This is a genomic window from Pyxidicoccus sp. M15, from assembly GCF_056858435.1.
In genome coordinates, this window is record NZ_CM166495.1 from 692,762 (window position 1) to 711,196 (window position 18,435).

Consider the following 18,435-nt stretch of genomic DNA (forward strand, 5'->3'; position numbering starts at 1 on the left):
TCCTGGTCCGGTTTCTGCTCCGGGATGCGATTGGATCGCAGCACGGCCGTCTACCGTGTGAACAGGGTTCGATTCCCTGTCGGAGCGCTCTTCTACTGCGAGAACGTGCTGATGATGCGGCACGCCTCGCACGCCACGCCGTACAGCATGCCCACGTCGGAGAAGAGGGCCTCTTCGTCCCTCACCTGACCGACGGCGTGCATGGGCTCCTTGCAGCGCGGGCACGGTGGCGCCTCCGGGTATTCGACCCAGGAAGGTGCTCCGCCCAGCCGATGGAGCCGCTCCCCGTCGCTCATCATGATGGTGCGCCACGTGCGTCCGCGCACGAGCTCCACCTCTTGATACTCCGGAGGCTCCACGCTTCGGGAGTGCTTGGAAGTGCCGTCCGCGCCCAGGCTCGACAGCGTGTTGTCCGGTGACAGCTCCACGTGGACCGTCCCGCCCGCCGCGAGACAGGTGAGGCACGTGGGCAGGCGCGCGGGCCAGGGCAGTCCATGGTCCGCGGCCTTGCCGTCGAGCTGGAGCGCATCCAACAGCTCGGAGCCGCACTTCGTGCAGGACGCGTCGGGAATGGAGCACCACAGCACCCCGCGCGCCACGGAGGCTTCCGTCGGTGCGTCGTCGTCGGCCTCCTCCGCGAGCACCTCCAGACACGTGGACGTGAAGTTGCGCACCAGCTTCCCGGAGGTGCGCTGCACCACGTTGGCGCGGCGCAGCCACGTCACGGCTTCCTGCCGCGCGCCCTCGTCGAGCGCACCCACCCACGCCTCGAGCGCACGCAGCGCCCCTGCATTTCCGGAGCGCGCGAGCGCCAGGGCCGCCGCGGCCACCGGGTCCTCCACCGACACGTACTTGCGCGGATGCCAGTCCGTCTTCAGCTCCGCCATCAGCGGAGCGAGGGCCGACGAAGGCGCATCCGTCCAGGCCAGTGACTCCAGCTCATGCTGGGGTGACAGCTCTCCGAGGTACGGGTGCAGGAGGGACGGGTCCAGCTCGGTGAGGGCGGTGAAGCCCTCCTCGAAGAGCCGGGAGCTTCGCCGCAGCGCCATCACGCCCTCGGCCAGGCGCACGCGGTCCTTCGGGGTGAGCGTCGCGTAGTCCGACGCCTCCGTCTCCTCGCCCGGAAGGCCCAGCTCCTCGAGCAGCGCCACCTCGCGCTCGTAGCAGGCATCCGACGCGGCGTGCTCGTCCTGTATCTGCGTGAGCCGGTCCTTTTCCGTCATGGCGCCAGCGTAGGGCAGGCGGGCTCCGGAGTGAAAACCCCGTGTCAGGAGCTGGGCTTCCCGCACGTCATTTCCCTCTGAAAGGAGCGGTGACCATGAAGAACATCGACCGTCGTAACGACATTGTCCGTGGCCTCGCCGTTCTGGCCGCGAACTCCGAGCCCGAGCCCGTTCCCGACGAGCTCGAGTGGCTGGACGGAATCGCTTCCTTCCGTGACAGCCGTCCCCGACCCTGAGTCTCCGTGCCCCGTCGTCTGACGGGGCATGCAGAGGCCAGAGGCCGGGCTCCCAGAGGGAACCCGGCCTCTCGCATTTCCGGGTTCCTTCGTTCGCAGCATCCCTCCTGCCCCGTTCGTCTATTGGCGGAGGACACCGCACTCTCAATGCGGAAAGACGGGTTCGACTCCCGTACGGGGCACTCGCAGTTCCCTTTGGTCCTGTAGCTCAGCGGATGAGAGCACTCGGTTGCGAACCGAGAGGTCGCAGGTTCGATCCCTGCCAGGGCCACATGTCGTGATTGAGGTCCTGTAGCTCAGTGGATTGAGAGCGCTCGGGTGCGAACCGAGAGGCCGCGGGTTCGACTCCTGCCAGGGCCACATGTTGTCTGCACGCCGAGCCAGCTGGAGACGGCATCGGTCTGACGTACCGACTTCGCCGGGTTCGATCCCCGGGGCGTGCATCTCCGTCAGTTGTGTCGTGAGGCTCGGGTGTGGCAAGGGGACACGCAGTGAGTCCCGTCACCCTGCAAATCAACCTCGCGCCCACGGACTACCCGCACGCGCGGCTCATCCTTCCGCATCAACTCCGCCAGCTCGCGCCCTCCATGCAGGAGGTGCTGCTGGTCATCGACCTGCACCGCAGCCAGGGTGCGCGCTTCGCGGGGGCGTGGGAGGAGCGGAAGCCGAAGATGGAGCGGCTGCTCTCGGAGCTGTCCGCCGGTGACTCGCGCATCCGCGTGGTGCCGGTGGACTACTCGCCGGAGACCACCCGCGCCCTGTCCGAGCAGTTCTTCGGAGGCACCCGGCTGCCGATGAAGGACTCGCGCGGCGGGCCGTACCACTCGTACTTCTTCGGACTGGCGGCGGCGGCGCATCGGCACGTGCTGCACCTGGACGCGGACATGCTCATCGGGGGCGGCTCGCGCACGTGGATGGCGGAGGCGGAGGCGCAGCTCGCCGCGCGCGAGGACCTGGTGAGCTGCAGCCCGCTCTCCGGGCCGCCCCGGGCGGATGGCACGGTGGCGGGAGACCCGCGCTGGTTCGAGCCGGACGGGCGCGTCCCCGGGGCCTTCCGCTACCGCCGCTTCAGCAGCCGCGTCTTCTTCGTGGACCGGGACGCCTTCGTGCGTCGCGTGGGCCCGCTGCGGGCACGGCTGGCGCCGCCCATCCACGTGCTGCGCGCGCTGCGCGCCGGCAATCCGCCGTACCGCGAGCCGGAGAACCTCGTCACCAGGACCCTGGTCCGGCGCGGACTGTGGCGGCTGGACTTCCAGGGCACGGCGCCGGGGCTGTGGACGCTGCACCCGCAGTACCGCTCGCCCACGTTCTATGAGCGGCTGCCGGAGCTGATTGCCCGCGTGGAGTCCGGCGACATGCCCGACGCACAGCGGGGCCAGGAGAACGTGCAGGACTGCCTGGTGGACTGGTCCGACGTGCGGGCGGCGCGGAAGAAGTGGTGGCGGCGCGGGTAGGGAAGGCGCCGCTTCCCGTCAGGAACCCGGCGCTGGCCGTCTGCGCGCGGCGCTCTACGTGTCCGCGGAGCGCAGCGTGACGGCGGCGCACCTCGCGAGGCGTGGGACTCCCGGAGGGGCTCGGAGCCCACGCCTCAGCGGTGACCTCTCAGCGCAGGGCCTTCTCCGACGTGACGATGCCGTCCGCGTCCGCGTAGAGGTAGTGGCCCGGCTGGAAGGTGACGCCGGCGAAGCGCACCTCCACGTCACGCTGGCCCTCGTTGCGCTTGCTGCTCTTGAGCGGATGCGTTCCGAGCGCCTTCACGCCGACGGCGGTGCGGCCCACCTCCTCCGCGTCGCGGATGCAGCCATTCACGACCACGCCGGCCCAGCCGTTCTTCTCCGCGAGCATGGCCAGGATGTCGCCCACCAGCGCGCAGCGGCGGCTGCCTCCGCCATCCACCACCAGCACGCGGCCCTGGCCCGGCTCCTCCAACGCCTTGCGCACGAGGGAGTTGTCCTCCGGCGCGCGCACCGTGCTGATGGGTCCGGAGAAGGCGCGGCGGCCGCCGTAGTCGAGGAAGCCGGGCTCGGCGACCTGGAAGTGCGCGGTGCCCGCGTGCTCGTCGCAGAGGTCGGCCGTCTTCAAGGCCGTGGACTCACTCATGGCGTCCCTTCCAGCGCGCGGAGGTCCTCCGCGTCCAGCTTCAACTTGAACGCTCCGAGCAGGTCCCGCACCTGCTCGACGGACGTCGCGCTCGCGATGGGGGAGACGACGGTGGCCTGGGCGCCGAGCCACGCGAGCGCCACCTGCGAGAGCGTCGCGCCGTGGCGCTTGGACACGCCGTCCATCGCCGCCAGCACGCCCCATCCGCGCGCGTTGTCGTACTTCTTCAGGACGCCTGCGGCGCGAGGAGACGGCGGCGTCGGCTGGCCCTTGCGGTACTTGCCGGTGAGGAAGCCGGAGGCGAGCCCGTAGTAGGGGGCCGCGGCGAGGCCCTCGCGCTCGCAGATGTCCCGCAGTGCTCCCTCGTAGGAGGACCGCGCGACGAGGTTGTATTCCGGCTGCAGCACCGTGTAGCGAGCGAGGTTGCCGCGCCGTGACGCCTCCAGCGACTCCGCGAGGCGCTGCGGCGTGTGGTTGCTCGCGCCCAGCGCGCGCACCTTGCCGGCGCGCACGAGCGAGTCGAAGGCGGACATCGTCTCCTCGGGCGGCGTCTTCGTGTCCTCATAGTGCGCGTAATACAGGTCGATGACGTCCACCCGGAGCCGGCGCAGCGAGTCCTCGATGGCGCGCAGGATGTGCTCCCGGCCCAGGCCGGCGCCGCTCTCCACCTGCGCGCCCACCTTCGTCGCGATGACGACGCGGTCTCTCACGCCGCGCTCCGCCAGCCACTTCCCGAGAATCGTCTCCGACTCGCCGCCCTTGTTGCCCGGCACCCAGCGCGAGTACACGTCCGCCGTGTCGATGAAGTTGCCGCCGCCCTCGACGTAGGCGTCGAGCACCGCGAACGAGGTGGCCTCGTCGCACGTCCAGCCGAACACGTTGCCGCCCAGGCACAGCGGCGAGACCTTCAGGCCGCTCGTGCCGAGCGCCCTCTGAGCTTCCATCGTCTTCTGCGTCATGCACGTCCCTCCCGGCTCGGTGGGGCCATTGCCGGAGGTCCGGGCCCCGCCGAGGTTTGCGGGCCCGAAGGTAAAGGGAAGGGTGGCGGTGCGCTCGGGTTTCCGGGCCCGCCTCCGGCGGAAGGAACGTTCATTCCGCTGAGTGACGTTCCGGCCGGGGGGAGCTGTCCAGGGTCGGACGGGTGACAGGCTCCGGGGCATCGCCACTCCGCTCACGCGGCCGTTGTCGCGGCACCGCATGGAGCGCTGCCGCACCCAGGGCAGGGCCAGGTTTCTGTTACGGCCGCGCGACCTGAGCCCGCACGTCGCGAGCCCGACGCGCGTTTTCAAGCAGGGCCCACGTCTGCGGCCGCTCCGCCAGCAGCGCGAGCCAGCCGTCCACCTCCGCCCGCATCGCCGGGTCCACGTCGCGCAGCTCCTCCAGCATGGGCACCGCCCGCGTCAGCCCCAGCCGGGAGATGGACTCCAGCAGCGCACTGCGCACGCCCCGGTCGGTCTCCGTCACGTACCGCGCGGCGAGCGCGTCCAGGCTCTTCGACAGCTCGGACACCGGAGACGTGCCCAGCGCCCGGGCCGCCGCCGCGCGCACCTCCGGATGTTCCGAGGACTGGAGCAGCTTGCGCACCTGCGCCACCGAGGCGCTGCCCACCGCTTCGATGGATGTGGACGTGAGCAGCCCCGCCGCCGTGCCAGGGTCGTCCGTCACCGCCGCCAGGGACACGGCCTTCTCCGCCACGCCCCGGAAGCGGCCGAAGTTGCGCGCGGCCTCCTCGCGGAAGTTCTCCACCACCGCCCCGCGCACCTCGGGCGCCGGGTCCTTCGCCCAGTCACGGTACACATCCTGGCCCTTCATCACCCTGCCGCCGAGCAGCTCGGTGGAGGGCTCGCCCGTGTGCGCCAGGGCTCGCACCAGCGTGGCCCGCAGCGCCGGGTCCTTCTCCTCACGAAGGTGCCCCACCAGCCGCTCCAGCACGGCGGGCCCGCCACCCATCGGGTAGCGCAGCACCCACGCCTCGGCCACCACCGCCAGCAGGTCCGGCTCTCGCTCCGACAGCAGCCGGGACCAGAGCGCCTCCTCGGGCAGCGACTCCACGAGCCCCCGGAGCTGCTCGCGCACGTAGCGGCGGTAGGCCGGTGAGGCGCTGCCCTTGCGGTACTCGTCCAGCAGCGGTGACAGCTGGCATGGCACCGCCTTCAGCGGTTCCGCATCCGGAGGCACCGCGCGGGCCGCCACCGCCGCGCCCGCATCCACGGCGCTGGAGGCGCTCACCCCGCCCGCGTCCGACTCCGAGGGGGACACCCCCCGGGCCGTGACGTCCGGAGCGCGGCCCCACTGGAGCCAACCCACCACGGCCCCCACGAGCACCACCGCCACGGCCGCCCACCCGAGCTTCCTTCGCGAGTCCGCCATGGCGCTCACTCTCCCGTCTCTTCCGGGCACCGGTGACGCATCCGCTTGTTCAGCCACAGGCGGTCGAAGTCCGTGTGGCCGGCGTCATAGAGCGCCTTGAAGTCCGCGGCGTCCTGCTCGAGGCGACGCTCCTGCCGCGCGTACTCCTTCACCTGCGGCAGCGCCGCCGAGCCCCCGGCCCGCAGCGTGTAGCGCAGGATGGCCAGGCGCACGCAGAGGGACTTCTCCGCGCGGAACGCCTCGGCGTAGTGCCGGAGCACCGCGTCCGTGTCACGCCCGTTGGACAGCACCAGCGCCGCCATCTCCCGGGCGTCCGCGTCCGGGTCCTCGCGCATCAACCGGGCCAGCTCCTTCACGGACGCGTCGTCCAGGCGCGCCGCCGGGTACGTGCCCATCTCCAGCGCGAGGGTCCGCACGTCCGCGTCGGTGGAGCTTCGCGCGATGTCCAGCAGCCGCGTCAGGTACGGCGTCACCGCGCCCGTGGCCTTGAAGTCATTGTCCATCACCCGGCCCAATGTGCGCGCCGCGTGCATGGCCACGCCCGTCACCCGCGTGTCCTGCTTCGCCAGCGCCGCCAGCCGGTCCATGGCCGCCGCGTCGAGGCGCGGCTGCGTCTCCAGCGCCACCAGGGCCTGCGCCTGGTGCTCCGGGGCGGCATGGCCCTCCGCCATGCCGAAGAGTCGCTCCACCACGCGCGAGTCCTTCACCGCCTCCGAGCCGCGCACGCCGCCCAGCAGCAGCAGCGACAGCTCCGGCTCCGTGGCGGTGTCCGCCCACGTGACGACCTGGAGCGCGGCGCTCGCGTCCCGGCCGATGACCTCCGAGAGGCGCTCGCCCAGGAAGGTGAGCGCGGCGGCGTCGTCCTGCTCCATCGCCTGTCGGATGGCGGCGCGCACGCCCTCCAGGCCGTACACGGCTTCGAAGTCCAGATAGCCCGCCCGGCAGGTGGTGCGCGGCAGCCGTTGCACCGCCGCCGGACCCGAGAGCGCGCCCGCCGCGCCGGCAACCAGGCAGGCCGCCACGCTCACCGCGCGCAGCGTCCGGCGCTTCCACGTCCACATCCGTTCCTCCATGGGCCGTTGCACTCCGTTCACCGAGCCCGCCCCGGCCCGACTGGAAGAATCCAATCTAGAACGATTTGCGGATAAGCCGGTTTCTTCCGTTCCCGTAAGCGGTGTCCATAATCGAGCCCTGACGGAACGGAGAAGCGGTGGGCATGGGAGCGGGCGTGAGTGGACGGCAGGCGGGCCCGTGCCGCGTGTTATGGAACGCGCCATGAACCACGCTCACAGTCAGGCCCTGTTCTCCCGTGCGCAGGCTCGCATCCCGGGTGGGGTGAACTCTCCGGTGCGCGCCTTCCGAGGCGTGGGAGGTGACCCCGTCTTCTTCCGTGAGGGCGCTGGCGCGTGGCTCACGGACGTGGACGGCAACCGCTACGTCGACCTCGTCGGCAGCTGGGGTCCGCTCATCCTCGGCCATGCGTACCCGCCCATCATCGACGCCATCGTCGACGCGGCGAAGCGCGGCACCACCTACGGCGCGCCTACCGCGGCCGAGGTCGAGTTCGCCGAGCTCATCTGCGCCACCATGCCGGCGGTGGAGATGGTGCGCCTGGTCTCCAGCGGCACCGAGGCCACCGTGGCCGCCATCCGCGTCGCGCGCGGCTTCACCGGCCGCGACTTCATCCTCAAGTTCGAGGGCTGCTTCCACGGCGCGGGAGACCCGTTCCTCGTGAAGGCGGGCAGCGGCGTGGAGACGCTGGGCCTGCCGGACTCGCCGGGCGTGCCGCAGGCGCTCGCGAAGCTCACCCTCACCGCGCCCTTCAACGACCTGGGCGCGGTGGAGCGCCTCTTCGCGGAGAAGGGCAAGGACATCGCCTGCGCCATCATCGAGCCGGTGGTGGGCAACATGGGCGTGCTGGTGCCGAAGCCGGGCTACCTCGAGGGCTTGCAGGCGCTCTGCCAGAAGCACGGCGTGCTGTTCGTCATGGACGAGGTGATGACGGGCTTCCGGCTGGCGCGCGGCGGCGCGCAGGAGCTGTACGGGCTGAAGCCGGACCTGACCACCATGGCCAAGGTGATTGGCGGCGGCATGCCGCTGGGCGCGTACGGCGGCCGGGCGGACATCATGTCGAAGGTGGCGCCGGCGGGGCCGGTGTACCAGTCCGGCACGCTGTCGGGGAACCCGGTGGCGGTGGCCGCGGGCATGGCGTGCCTCAAGGCGCTCGCGGCGCCCGGCACGTACAAGCGGCTGGAGGAGGTGAGCCGCATGCTGGCTGAAGGGCTCGCCGCCGAGGCGAAGGCCGCGGAGGTGCCCGTCACCATCAACCGCGTGGGCAGCATGCTCACCGTGTTCTTCACGAGCGAGGCCGTCTACGACTACCCCACCGCGAAGAAGGCGGACACGGCGCGCTTCGGGCGCTTCTTCCACGCCATGCTGAACGAGGGCGTCTACCTGCCGCCGAGCCAGTTCGAGGCGGCCTTCGTGTCGCTGGCCATTGGCGAGCCGGAAGTAGCGCACGTGCTCGCGGCTGCGAGAAAGGCCTTCCGCTCGCTTGGCAAGGCCGGTTGAGCCGGAGCCCCTCGAGGGGCCCATCCGCTTCGGTCCCTATACCCTCGTGCGCCGCATTGGCGCCGGGGGCATGGGAGAGGTGTTCCTCGCGCGCGAGGAGTCGCAGCGCCGCGCGTGCGTGGTGAAGAAGGTGCTGCCGCAGCTCATGGCGGACCCGAAGTTCGTGGGCCGCTTCCGCGACGAGGCCCGCGTGGTGGTGCGGCTGGACCACCCCAACATCGCCCGCGTGTACGCCATGGGCGAGGTGGACGGGCAGCTCTACCTGTCCATGGAGTACGTGCAGGGCAAGACGCTCAGCCGGCTGGCGTACCGGCTGCGGCAGCTCGGAAGAACGATTCCGCTGGGCATCATCCTGCACCTGGGCGAGCGGCTGTGTGAGGGGCTGGCTTATGCACACGACGCGAAGGACGCGGAGGGCCACCCGCTGCACCTGGTGCACCGGGATTTGTCCCCCGCCAACGTGTGCCTGAGCTACGCGGGCGACGTCAAAATCATCGACTTCGGCGCGGCGCAGTCCACGTTGAAGGAGCAGCAGACGGCGCCGCGCGTGGTGATTGGCAACCTGACGTACATGTCGCCGGAGCAGGCGCGAAAGCGCTTCGTGGACCGGCGCGCGGACGTGTACGCGGCGGGCGCGCTCCTGTGGGAGCTCGTGGCGTGGCGGCCGCTGGCCCAGCGCGGAGACCCGGTGGAGCGCTGGCGTCGCGCGGCGTACCCGACGTGGGAGCCCGCGGGCCGCTTCCGGGCGGGCGTGCCGACCAGCCTGGATGCGCTGTTGATGCGGGCGCTCGCGTCCGAGCCGGAGCACCGCTTCCCGGACGCGGTGGCGCTGGGCGCGGAGCTGGCGCGGCTCAAGGCGAAGCTGACGCAGGGCGTGGGGGACGCGGACGTCGCGAGGCTGATGGAGAGCGTCTTTCCGCGAGAGAAGGTGGCGGAGGAGAGGGCGCTCCAGGAGCTGCTGCGCGAGGACGCGTCCCGCAAGCGCACCGAGCAGGAGCTGGCCGCCATCCTCACGCCGCCCAACGCGCTCGCCTTCGAGCACAGCGGCATCGAGACGCCCGCGGACTTCGTCCCCGAGGAGCGGCCGTCAGCCGCCAGTCGCACGGCCATGTACGGCGTGGGGACGCCCCGCGCGGACGCCGCCGTCACCGAGGCGCTCGACGCCGCGAAGGTCGCCGCCGCGGCGCGCAGTAGCACGGAAGGGGTCGTCACCGAAGCGCTCGAGGCCTCGAAGGTCTCCGCCGCAGCGCGCAGTGGCACGGAAGGGGTCGTCACCGAAGCGCTCGAGGCCTCGAAGGTCTCCGCCGCGGCACGCCGTGGCACGGAAGGCGTCGTCACCGAAGCGCTGGAGGCCTCGAAGGTCCTCGGGGCCATCGCCCGCGCCGAGGCCTCGCGGGCAGGCGAGCCCGCTCCCATGTACTCCGGCCCGGAGGACACGGTGACGCCGGTGCAGACGCCCCGCGCCACCACGGCGCGGCCCGCGCGGCCCGCGACGCGTGAGACGCAGGTGGGCTTCGGCGTGGACATCTCCCAGTCGGTCGACTCGGCCGCCGTGGAGGCGCGGCGGCAGGAGTTGGTTCGCGCCATCACCGGCGAGGACGAGGCCACGGTGCTGGAGCGCCCCACGCCGACCCGGCGGCGGCGGGTCCTGCTCGCCGCCGGCCTCTTCGCGGGGGCCTGCGCCGTGGGCCTCGGCGTCGCCTGGGCGCTGGTGCACCCGTAACCTCAGAAGCCTTCGGCCACCGCTGCCTGGACCCCGCTCCCATCCAGCGGCAGGAAGAGGCGGAAGGTGGTGCCCTGGCCCGGCTGGGACTCCAGCGCCACCCGGCCCTGGTGCGACTCGATGATGCGCTTCACCACCGCCAGGCCCAGGCCGGTGCCCTTGGCCTTGGTGGTGAAGAAGGGCTCGAAGATGCGCGCGCGCACCTCGGGGGAGATGCCCGGGCCGCTGTCGGCGAACTGCACCTCCACCTCCGGCGTGCCCGGCGCGCGCCGCACGCTGGCGCGCAGCATGCCGCCCTGGGGCATGGCCTGCACCGCGTTGATGGCCAGGTTGAGGAAGGCCTGCCGCATCATCCGCTCGTCCACCGTCACCGACGGCACGTCGTCCGACAGCTCCAGCTCCACGCGCACCTTGCCGGCGGCTTCCGCCAGCGCGCCGCGCACCGCGTCCTCCACCAGCGGCGACAGCGGCACCGCGTACGGGTGCGGCGCGGGCGGCCGCGCGAAGGTGAGCAGGTCCGCGACGATGCGGTTGAGCCGGTCCGCCTCCTCGCCCACGATGTCCACCAGCGGCACCGCCGCGCTCTCCGGGCCGATGATGCGGCGGATGGACGCCACCGAGTTGAAGATGGCGCCCAGCGGGTTGCGCACCTCGTGGGCCACCACCGCGGACAGCTCGCCCAGCGCCGCCAGCCGCTCGCGGCGCACGAGCTGCGCCTGCGTCCGCGCCAGCTCCACGTAGCTGGCCTTCAAGTCCTCCACCAGCCTCGCGCCCTCGCGGGCCAGCGCGAACTGGTTGGCGATGGCGCTCGCCCGCTCCACCTCCGAGGGCGTGAAGCGGCGCGGCCACCGCGTCTCCACCGCCATGATGACGCCCACCGGCCGCTCGTGGACCACCAGCGGCAGCACCAGGTAGGCGCGCCCCCCCGACGTGCGCCGCAGCTCCTGGTTGACGCGCAGGTCCGCCTCGGCGTCCTCCACCAGGACCGGCTCGCGCGTGTGGAAGGCCAGCGCCGCCAGCGACGAGTAGGCCGGGAGCAGGGGAAGGCTCCGCCCGAGCAGCTCCGGGTGGCCGCCCGTCACGGAGCGGAACTCCAGCCGCTCACCGGTGGCGTCCGGCAAGAGCACGTAGGCATCCGGCGTGTCGACGATACGCGCCAGGCTGGTGACGCCGGTGGTCATCAGCTTGTCCAGCTCCAGCGTGGCCGCCAGCGCCTTGGCCACCTCGTGCAGCAGCGCCAGGTCCTCCGCGCGCCCGCGCAGCTCGTGCAGCAGCCGGTGGGACTCGATGGCCGCCGCGAAGTGGCTGCCCATGGCCTGCAGCGTCTCGCGCTCCAGCGGGGTGAGCGGTCGCTGCTCGCGGAAGAGCACGGTGAGGGTGCCCACGCCCCGCGAGCGCACCCGCAGCGGCACCACCACCACGGTGTGGAAGCCCTGCCGCGACAGCTCCTCGCGCAGCAGCCCGGGGCAGGACTTCACGTCCCGCTCCACCGGGGCCCCGTCGCGCTGCGCCTGGGCGGACAGGCCACCGGCCTGCCACAGGTGGGCGAAGCGCTCCGACGTGTCGTCCTCCAGCCCGCGCGCGTACGTCAGCTCCACCTCGTGCGCGCCGTCCACCGGCAAGAGCAGGGCCACCGCGTCGCAGCCCAGCAGGTCGACGATTTCCGCGGTGCCCGGGCCGAAGAAGGCATGCGGGTGCGGCGCCGAGGCCGCCTCCGACGCCAGCCGGTTGAGCGACGCCAGCGCCGTGTTCTGCGCGGACAGCCGGGAGATGGTGAGCGCCGCGTCCAGCGCCGCGGACACCTGGGCGCCGAAGAGTCGCGCCGACGGCAGCTCCTCCTCGCGAAGCCAGTCCCCCGCCAGCGCGAGCATCGCCCGGCCCTGTCCCTCCACGTCGATGCGCACCGCGATGACGTGGGGCTGCCCGGCGCGCTGCAGGCCCACGCGCACCTCGTCCGCAAGCGCGGGGGCGCCTTCCTCCAGGAACCGCCCTGCCTCCTGCGGCAGCTCCGGCGAGTAGGCCGCGCCCTCGCGCCAGGCCCGCTCCAGCACCCCGGACCACTGGCCCACCACGTCGCGCACCCAGCGGCCGCTCAGCGTCTGCGCTTCCGGAGGCACCAGTCCCGGCGGCACGAAGGTCTGTCCCAGCCGCACGCCCGGGCCCTCGGGGGACAGCCAGGCGAAGGCGAGCCCCAGCTCCTCCAGTCCGGAGAACATCCGGCGCAGCACCTCGCCCTCGGTGCGCAGCGCGGGCAGCCCCGCGCCCAGCTCCGCCAGCCGCTGCAGCACCGCCCGGCGCCGGTTGCGGGAGGTGGCGTCGCGCACCATCACCACGAAGTCCTCCCCGTTGGGGATGACGGTCATCTCCGTGCGCCGGTCGCCCAGGGTGGTGCGCACCGTCGCTTCATAGGTGGTGGGGACGTGCTCGCCTCGCAGCCGTCGCGCGTGCCGCCCGGCCAGCTCCGCCGCGCTGGCTTCGTCCAGCGCCGACGTGAAGAGCTGCCCCAGCAGCGACTCGAGGGGGCGTCCCAGGAACGTCACCAGGGCCTCGTTCAAATAGACGAAGCGGCGGTCCCGGATGACGGCGACGCCCAGGGGCATCGCATCGAAGGGGCTGTAGGCAGCCCGGAGGTCGGTGGCGGCAATCACGGCCCTCCAACTCTTCCACTGCTTCCAGTCCGGGGGGTAGGGGTGACCCCCTCACTTCGCCCACCAGCCCACAGCGAAGCGCCGCGCCTCAGGGCTTCCCCGTAGCCCGGCGGGGCCGGCTCGTGACAGGAACACCTCACTCGTGGCGAGGCGGGCCTCCAGGGAACGGCCGGCGCGCCCCCTCATGAAGGAGGGGGCGCGAGGGCCTTGGCACCTGGCGCGCTCTCAGCGAGGCGCGCCGCCGGCGCTCCACTCCGCGCTGCGGTGGTGGACCTTCTGGTAGAGGCCGATGAGCTCCGCCTCGCCGAGGATGTGTCCATCCATGGCATCCAGCAGGTCCAGGCGGGAGGTGCGGCCCAGATCCGGCAGCATGGTGTCCAGCGCGTACAGCCGGAAGTAGTAGCGGTGCCGGCCCACCGGCGGCATGGGGCCGCCGTAGCCCTGGCGGTTCCAGTCGTTCATCCCCTGGCGCGCGCCCGCGGGGAGCACGTCCGGGTTGGCGCCTTCGGGCAGGGCCTGCGTCCCGGGTGGGATGTTGTAGACGAGCCAGTGGCACCAGGTCATCTGGGGGTTCTGCGGGTCCGGAGCGTCCGGGTCCTCCACGATGAGCGCCAGGCTCTTCGTCCCGGCCGGCGGGTTCGACCACTGCAAGGGCGGGGAGAGGTCATCGCCCTCGCCCGTGTAGGCGATGGGGATGAGGTCTCCGTCCTTGAAGCGGGGGGACGTGAGCGCGAGGGGCTTCGGCATGGAGTCCTCCGAGATGCGAATGGGATGTCCATGAGCAAGCTGGCGACGTGAGACCCCGGGCGACGAGGAGCGGCGGTACAGGCGCTGGAGCCCCGGCTGCCAGGGCGACGGAGCGGGCCGTCCCGCCCCCGTGCTTGATGGGAGCCCCTACGACTCCGCCCGGCCTGGAAGGCGGACAGGGGAGCCGGGCCCCTCCAGCCAGCCCCCACCCCGGCACGCCAGACGGGGAGGCGACGGGTTTTCGCCCTCCACCGGGGCAGATCGCGATAGCGCAGCTTCCGGGTGCCGCAATCGCTCCTGTGGGCCGGTGTCCAGGGCTGGATGGTACCGGTTGCGTGTGCCGCGCATTCGGTGCTAAGCGGCGCCCGCGCGTGCAGGGGACGGGGTCGGGTGGTGGCAGGAAACCCGAGGTTTTCCCGGGGTTTGGGGAGGCGTCCGAATGGCGGAGAAGGAGCCCCGGGAGGACAAGCCGGCTTCGGACGGCAACGAGCTGGGCGACACGGCGCGCCAGATGAGAGCCGCGGAGCCGTACATCGCGGCGGTGTGGAAGCTGACGGGCGGAGCGGTGGTGGGCGTGCTGGGCGGCTACTGGCTGGACAAGTGGCTGGGGACGGGGCCGTGGCTGCTGGTGGGACTGAGCCTGGTGGGGATTTGCGTGGGCTTCTACGGATTCCTCCGGGAGATGGCCCGACTGGGGAAGCGGAAGTGACGGGGAAGGGCGCGGGGAAGGACCCCTTCGGGGCGCACGCGGGGCTGGCGGCGGGCGTGGCGGTGGTGGGCGTGGCAATCGCCGCGCTGCTGCCGAAGGTGGTGGAGGACAAGGTCTCCGCGCTGTGGGGTGTGGGGCTGGCGGCGGTCACCGGAGCGGTGGCGCTGGTGCTGAAGCGGCGGGCGGTGCGGCAGGACCTCAACGCCGCGCTGAAGGTGGTGGGGGTGGTGTTCGGCCTCCGGGCGGTGGGTGTGCTGGTGGGATTGCTGGGCGTGATGTCGCGGGGACTGGCGGCGGTGCCATTCATCGCCGGTTTCTTCGGCGTCTACTTCGCGCTGCAGTGGATTGAAGTGAGCTACGTGATGGCCGCGTCCAAGGGCGCGGCGGGCGGAGACGAGTGATGCGCAAGGCAATGGTGCTGATCGCCAGTCTGTTCGCGGCCGCGGCGTGGGCCTCCGGGCAGGAGGCCGGCGAGCACGGCGGTGGTGAGGACGTGCCGGGGTACATCCTCCACCACGTGACGGACTCGCGGGAGATGGAGCTCGAGGTCCCCCTGGGCCAGCCCATCCACCTGGGGACGCTGCCCACCATCCTCATCCCGTTCCACGCCGGCGCGTGCACGCCGAAGATGACGGACCACGGCGAGGTGATGCCGGGCCTGATGGACGGCTGCCTGGACCTGTCCCTCACCAAGCACACGGTGTTCATGTTCGTGGCGGCGGCGCTGCTGCTCATCACGATGCTCGTCTGGAGCAACCGCGACAGGACGAAGCTGGTGCCGCGCGGCACGGGCGCCAACCTCATCGAGATGCTGGTGCTCTTCGTGCGCGACGAGCTGGCCATCAAGAACATCGGCAAGGAGGAGGGCCCGCGCTACGTGCCGTACCTCCTGACGGCGTTCTTCTTCATCCTCTTCATGAACCTGCTGGGCCTGGTGCCCTGGATGTCCACGGCCACCGGCAACATCGCCGTCACGCTGGCGCTGGCGGTGTGCACCTTCATCGTCACCCAGGCGGCGAGCATCCGCGCGGCGGGCCTGGGCGGCTACTTCAAGCACCTGACCGGCGGCGTGGCCCCGTGGCTGTGGCCCATCATGATTCCCGTCGAGGTGCTGGGCCTGTTCACCAAGCCCTTCGCCCTCACGATGCGTCTCTTCGCCAACATGCTGGCGGGCCACATCGTCCTCTTCTTCCTCCTGGGCCTCATCTTCATCCTCGGCCACCCCGCAATCGCCGCGGTGAGCGTGCCCTTCGCCTTCGCCATCTACCTGCTGGAGCTGTTCGTGGCCTTCGTGCAGGCGTACGTGTTCACCATGCTGTCCGCGCTGTTCATCGGCATGGGCGTCGCCATGGGTCACCACGCGCACGACGACCACGGCCACGGCCACCAGGAGGGTGGCGCCAGCCACGACCACGGCCGGGCCCACATGTAACGAGTTGGCGGGGCGCGCGGTATCCGGCGCCCCGCGTTGAAGACCCGGCGGTTCGAAAGGCCGCCGGAGGTAGTCCCCAAGGGATGAAACCGACCCCCCCACAAGCGGGTCATCGCCTACGAAAGAAGAAGTGCTCCCATGACGAACCTCGCTCTCGCCTTCCTCGCCGCCGGCTTCGGCGCCGGTCTCTCCATCATCGGTGCCGCGCTCGGCATCGGTAAGCTCGCCGCCGCCGCCATGGACGCCACGGGCCGCCAGCCGGCCGCCGGTGGTGACATCCGCACCACCATGATCATCGCCGCGGCCCTCATCGAAGGCGCCACGCTGTTCGCGCTGGTCGTCTGCATCCTGCTCGCCACCAAGACTTCCTGAGAGTCGAGCGCAGGTCCGAAGCCCCACCGGACTTGAAGGCCGGTACCCGCGGGAGTCCTTCGCGGGTGCCGGCTTTCGCCGGTCGCAGTCACCGTTGATTCCGCACCCTCCCTCCCTCACGCCGGACACCCGTCATGCTCCTGCCCCCTGTCCTCGCCGCCAGCAGCTTCGTGTCGGTCCAACCGGGCCTCATCTTCTGGACCCTGGTCACCTTCGTCATCGTCTTCTTCGTCCTGCGCTGGAAGGCGTGGGGGCCCATCCTGCAGCTGGTGCAGGAGCGCGAGAAGCAGATTGCCAACGCCGTCGAGAGCGCCAAGCGTGAGCGCGCCGAGGCGGAGAAGCTGCTCGCCGACCAGAAGACGGCCATTGCCGAGGCCCGCCGCCAGGCCGCCGAGGACACCCGCCGCATCCAGGCGGAGATGGAGAAGTTCCGCGAGGAGCTGATGGCCAAGAGCCGCAAGGAGGCCGAGGAGCTGAAGCTCAGCGCCCGCCGCGAGATTGAGGAGCAGAAGGCGAAGGCCATCGCCGAGGTCCGCGCCATGGCGGTGGACCTGTCCATCGAAGTGGCCAGCAAGCTCATCAACGAGCGCATGGACGACAGCAAGCACCGCGCGCTGGCCGACCAGTTCGTGCAGGGCCTCCCGCTGGGCGGCACCGGCGCCGTTCGTCGCAGCGCCTAGTTCGGGGAAGCGCGCCCCCCGGCGCGCGCGTTCCAGGGAATCACCATGGCTCTATCCATCGGCATCGTCGGGCTTCCCAACGTGGGCAAGTCCACCCTGTTCAACGCGCTGTCGGCCGCGGGCGCGCAGGCCGCCAACTACCCCTTCTGCACCATCGAGCCCAACGTGGGCGTGGTGCCCGTGCCGGATGACCGGCTGGACAAGCTGACGGCGCTCATCAAGCCGCTCAAGAAGGTGCCCACCTCGCTCGAGTTCGTGGACATCGCCGGCCTGGTGCGCGGCGCGTCCAAGGGCGAGGGCCTGGGCAACCAGTTCCTGGGCAACATCCGCCAGGTGGACGCGGTGCTCCACGTGCTGCGCTGCTTCGAGGACGACAACGTCACCCACGTCGAGGGTGGGGTGAACCCGGTGAGGGACCGGGACGTCGTCGACACGGAGCTGTGCCTCAAGGACCTGGAGACGGTGGAGAAGCGCCGCGAGCGCACCCAGAAGAACACCAAGGTCGGCGGCAAGGCGGGCGACGAGGCGAAGGCCGAGCTGGTGCTGCTGGACCGCATCAAGGCCGCCCTGGACGCGGGCATCACCGTGCGCGCGCAGAAGCTGACGGAAGAAGAGCGCGCCGTCATCCGCGACCTCTTCCTGCTCACCGACAAGCCGGTGCTGTACGTGGCCAACATCGGCGAGTCGGAGATTGGCAAGGAGGACTCCAACAAGCACGTGCAGGCCGTGCGGGAGATGGCGAAGAAGGAGGGCGCCGAGGTGGTGGTGCTCGCCGCCGCCATGGAGTCCGAAATCCAGCAGCTGCCCGAGGAGGAGCGCGCGGGCTTCCTGGAGAGCGCGGGCCTCAAGGAGCCGGGCCTCCACAAGGTGGCGCGCGAGGGCTACAAGCTGCTGGGCCTGTGGACGTACTTCACGGTGGGCGAGCAGGAGTGCCGCGCGTGGACCATCCACAAGGGCTACAAGGCCCCGCAGGCGGCCGGCGTCATCCACTCGGACTTCGAGCGCGGCTTCATCAAGGCCGAGGTCATGCGCTGGGAGGACCTGGTGAAGCTGGGCAGTGAGTCCGCCGTGAAGGAGAAGGGCATGCTGCGCGTGGAGGGCAAGGAGTACGTCGTCCAGGACGGCGACTGCATGCACTTCCGCTTCAACGTGTAGTCCCTACCGACAGCTCCATTCGTCCACGCGGGCGCTTCCCACTCCGGGGGCGCCCGCGCTGCGTTTCTACAGCCGGCCCGGCCCGCGCAGCAGCGTGAAGACCCAGAGGCCCACGGCCACCAGCGCGAGCGCGGTGGTGAAGACGGCGGTGCGGCGCGCGACGGTGGAGTCCCCGGACTGGCGTGAGGCGTGGAGCCACGCTCCGCCCACGCGCAGCACGAGGAAGGCGACGAGCAGCACCGGCCCCACCACCTGCCAGCCCGCGGGCCGCGTCAGCAGCACGGCCCAGGAGGCAACGAGGGAGATGTTGCCCAGCAGGGACAGCAGGGCGAGGCGGGGGGGCGTGCGTCGGGAGTCCACGGTGCGGCAGTCTCCCCGTGACGCGCCGGCCTGTCGAACTGCTTGTCCTACAGTCGTACCGAGTTTTCACGATTTGACGGCACGGGTGTGTGTGCCGCTACCGTGTGTG

18 protein-coding genes and 3 tRNA genes are annotated in these 18,435 nt (G+C 71.3%); 13 read left to right on the forward strand and 8 right to left on the reverse strand.

What is annotated here, in order from left to right:
* Positions 1-92 precede the first annotated feature (92 nt).
* A complete protein-coding gene (locus tag ACX9TP_RS02725) occupies positions 93-1,223 on the reverse strand; it encodes a hypothetical protein (protein WP_482978133.1) in 1,131 nt (376 codons plus the stop codon).
* A 95-nt stretch (positions 1,224-1,318) separates the two neighbouring features.
* Here ACX9TP_RS02725 and ACX9TP_RS02730 point away from each other — a divergent pair, with 95 nt between their 5' ends.
* From ACX9TP_RS02730 to ACX9TP_RS02750, 5 genes are all read left to right on the forward strand, one after another.
* Complete coding sequence (locus ACX9TP_RS02730; RefSeq protein ID WP_482978134.1) at positions 1,319-1,459, forward strand: hypothetical protein; 141 nt, start codon at positions 1,319-1,321, stop codon at positions 1,457-1,459.
* Between the two features lie 109 nt (positions 1,460-1,568).
* A tRNA-Glu gene (locus ACX9TP_RS02735) sits at positions 1,569-1,641 on the forward strand.
* A 15-nt stretch (positions 1,642-1,656) separates the two neighbouring features.
* A tRNA-Arg gene (locus tag ACX9TP_RS02740) sits at positions 1,657-1,730 on the forward strand.
* 14 nt (positions 1,731-1,744) lie between these two features.
* A tRNA-Arg gene (locus ACX9TP_RS02745) sits at positions 1,745-1,819 on the forward strand.
* A 131-nt stretch (positions 1,820-1,950) separates the two neighbouring features.
* Entirely contained in the window at positions 1,951-2,913 is a 963-nt protein-coding gene (locus ACX9TP_RS02750) for a hypothetical protein (RefSeq protein ID WP_482978135.1), read from the forward strand.
* Positions 2,914-3,061: 148 nt separating this feature from the next.
* Here ACX9TP_RS02750 and rraA read toward each other — a convergent pair whose 3' ends face one another.
* From rraA to ACX9TP_RS02770, 4 genes are all read right to left on the reverse strand, one after another.
* Positions 3,062-3,559, reverse strand: coding sequence for a ribonuclease E activity regulator RraA (gene rraA, locus ACX9TP_RS02755; RefSeq protein ID WP_482978136.1), 498 nt, complete (start codon positions 3,557-3,559; stop codon positions 3,062-3,064).
* Entirely contained in the window at positions 3,556-4,518 is a 963-nt protein-coding gene (locus ACX9TP_RS02760) for an aldo/keto reductase (RefSeq protein WP_482978137.1), read from the reverse strand. Before ACX9TP_RS02760 ends, rraA begins: the two co-directional genes overlap by 4 nt.
* A gap of 277 nt (positions 4,519-4,795) precedes the next feature.
* A complete protein-coding gene (locus ACX9TP_RS02765; protein WP_482978138.1) occupies positions 4,796-5,929 on the reverse strand; it encodes a HEAT repeat domain-containing protein in 1,134 nt (377 codons plus the stop codon).
* Between the two features lie 5 nt (positions 5,930-5,934).
* Positions 5,935-6,990 carry a hypothetical protein gene (locus tag ACX9TP_RS02770; RefSeq protein ID WP_482978139.1) on the reverse strand — a complete coding sequence of 352 codons (1,056 nt, stop codon included), beginning with the start codon at positions 6,988-6,990 and terminating at the stop codon, positions 5,935-5,937.
* Positions 6,991-7,204: 214 nt separating this feature from the next.
* Between ACX9TP_RS02770 and hemL the strand changes: the two genes are divergently transcribed.
* Together hemL and ACX9TP_RS02780 are read left to right on the forward strand one after the other, a co-directional pair.
* On the forward strand, positions 7,205-8,500 hold the full coding sequence (hemL, locus tag ACX9TP_RS02775; RefSeq protein ID WP_482978140.1) for a glutamate-1-semialdehyde 2,1-aminomutase: 1,296 nt from the start codon (positions 7,205-7,207) through the stop codon (positions 8,498-8,500).
* Positions 8,484-10,223 (forward strand): serine/threonine protein kinase, encoded by a 1,740-nt coding sequence (locus ACX9TP_RS02780; protein WP_482978141.1) that lies wholly within the window; start codon positions 8,484-8,486, stop codon positions 10,221-10,223. Before hemL ends, ACX9TP_RS02780 begins: the two co-directional genes overlap by 17 nt.
* Positions 10,224-10,225: 2 nt before the next feature.
* On the opposite strand, the gene ACX9TP_RS02785 is transcribed toward ACX9TP_RS02780, so the two are convergent.
* Positions 10,226-12,823, reverse strand: a complete 2,598-nt coding sequence (locus ACX9TP_RS02785; protein WP_482982355.1) for an ATP-binding protein — start codon at positions 12,821-12,823, stop codon at positions 10,226-10,228.
* Positions 12,824-13,096: 273 nt separating this feature from the next.
* Positions 13,097-13,618 carry a YbhB/YbcL family Raf kinase inhibitor-like protein gene (locus ACX9TP_RS02790; RefSeq protein WP_482978142.1) on the reverse strand — a complete coding sequence of 174 codons (522 nt, stop codon included), beginning with the start codon at positions 13,616-13,618 and terminating at the stop codon, positions 13,097-13,099.
* 439 nt (positions 13,619-14,057) lie between these two features.
* Between ACX9TP_RS02790 and ACX9TP_RS02795 the strand changes: the two genes are divergently transcribed.
* From ACX9TP_RS02795 to ychF, 6 genes are all read left to right on the forward strand, one after another.
* Complete coding sequence (locus ACX9TP_RS02795; RefSeq protein ID WP_482978143.1) at positions 14,058-14,327, forward strand: AtpZ/AtpI family protein; 270 nt, start codon at positions 14,058-14,060, stop codon at positions 14,325-14,327.
* Complete coding sequence (locus ACX9TP_RS02800; RefSeq protein WP_482978144.1) at positions 14,324-14,728, forward strand: hypothetical protein; 405 nt, start codon at positions 14,324-14,326, stop codon at positions 14,726-14,728. The genes ACX9TP_RS02795 and ACX9TP_RS02800 overlap by 4 nt, the downstream gene beginning before the upstream one ends.
* A complete protein-coding gene (gene atpB / locus ACX9TP_RS02805; RefSeq protein ID WP_482978145.1) occupies positions 14,728-15,759 on the forward strand; it encodes a F0F1 ATP synthase subunit A in 1,032 nt (343 codons plus the stop codon). Before ACX9TP_RS02800 ends, atpB begins: the two co-directional genes overlap by 1 nt.
* 138 nt (positions 15,760-15,897) lie before the next feature.
* Positions 15,898-16,131 carry an ATP synthase F0 subunit C gene (locus ACX9TP_RS02810; RefSeq protein ID WP_482978146.1) on the forward strand — a complete coding sequence of 78 codons (234 nt, stop codon included), beginning with the start codon at positions 15,898-15,900 and terminating at the stop codon, positions 16,129-16,131.
* A 134-nt stretch (positions 16,132-16,265) separates the two neighbouring features.
* The gene (gene atpF, locus ACX9TP_RS02815; protein WP_482978147.1) at positions 16,266-16,811 is read left to right on the forward strand and encodes a F0F1 ATP synthase subunit B; all 546 of its coding nucleotides are present in this window, start codon (positions 16,266-16,268) and stop codon (positions 16,809-16,811) included.
* Positions 16,812-16,856: 45 nt separating this feature from the next.
* Positions 16,857-17,966, forward strand: a complete 1,110-nt coding sequence (ychF, locus tag ACX9TP_RS02820; RefSeq protein WP_482978148.1) for a redox-regulated ATPase YchF — start codon at positions 16,857-16,859, stop codon at positions 17,964-17,966.
* Between the two features lie 66 nt (positions 17,967-18,032).
* Here ychF and ACX9TP_RS02825 read toward each other — a convergent pair whose 3' ends face one another.
* Complete coding sequence (locus ACX9TP_RS02825) at positions 18,033-18,326, reverse strand: hypothetical protein (protein ID WP_482978149.1); 294 nt, start codon at positions 18,324-18,326, stop codon at positions 18,033-18,035.
* Positions 18,327-18,435 lie beyond the last annotated feature (109 nt).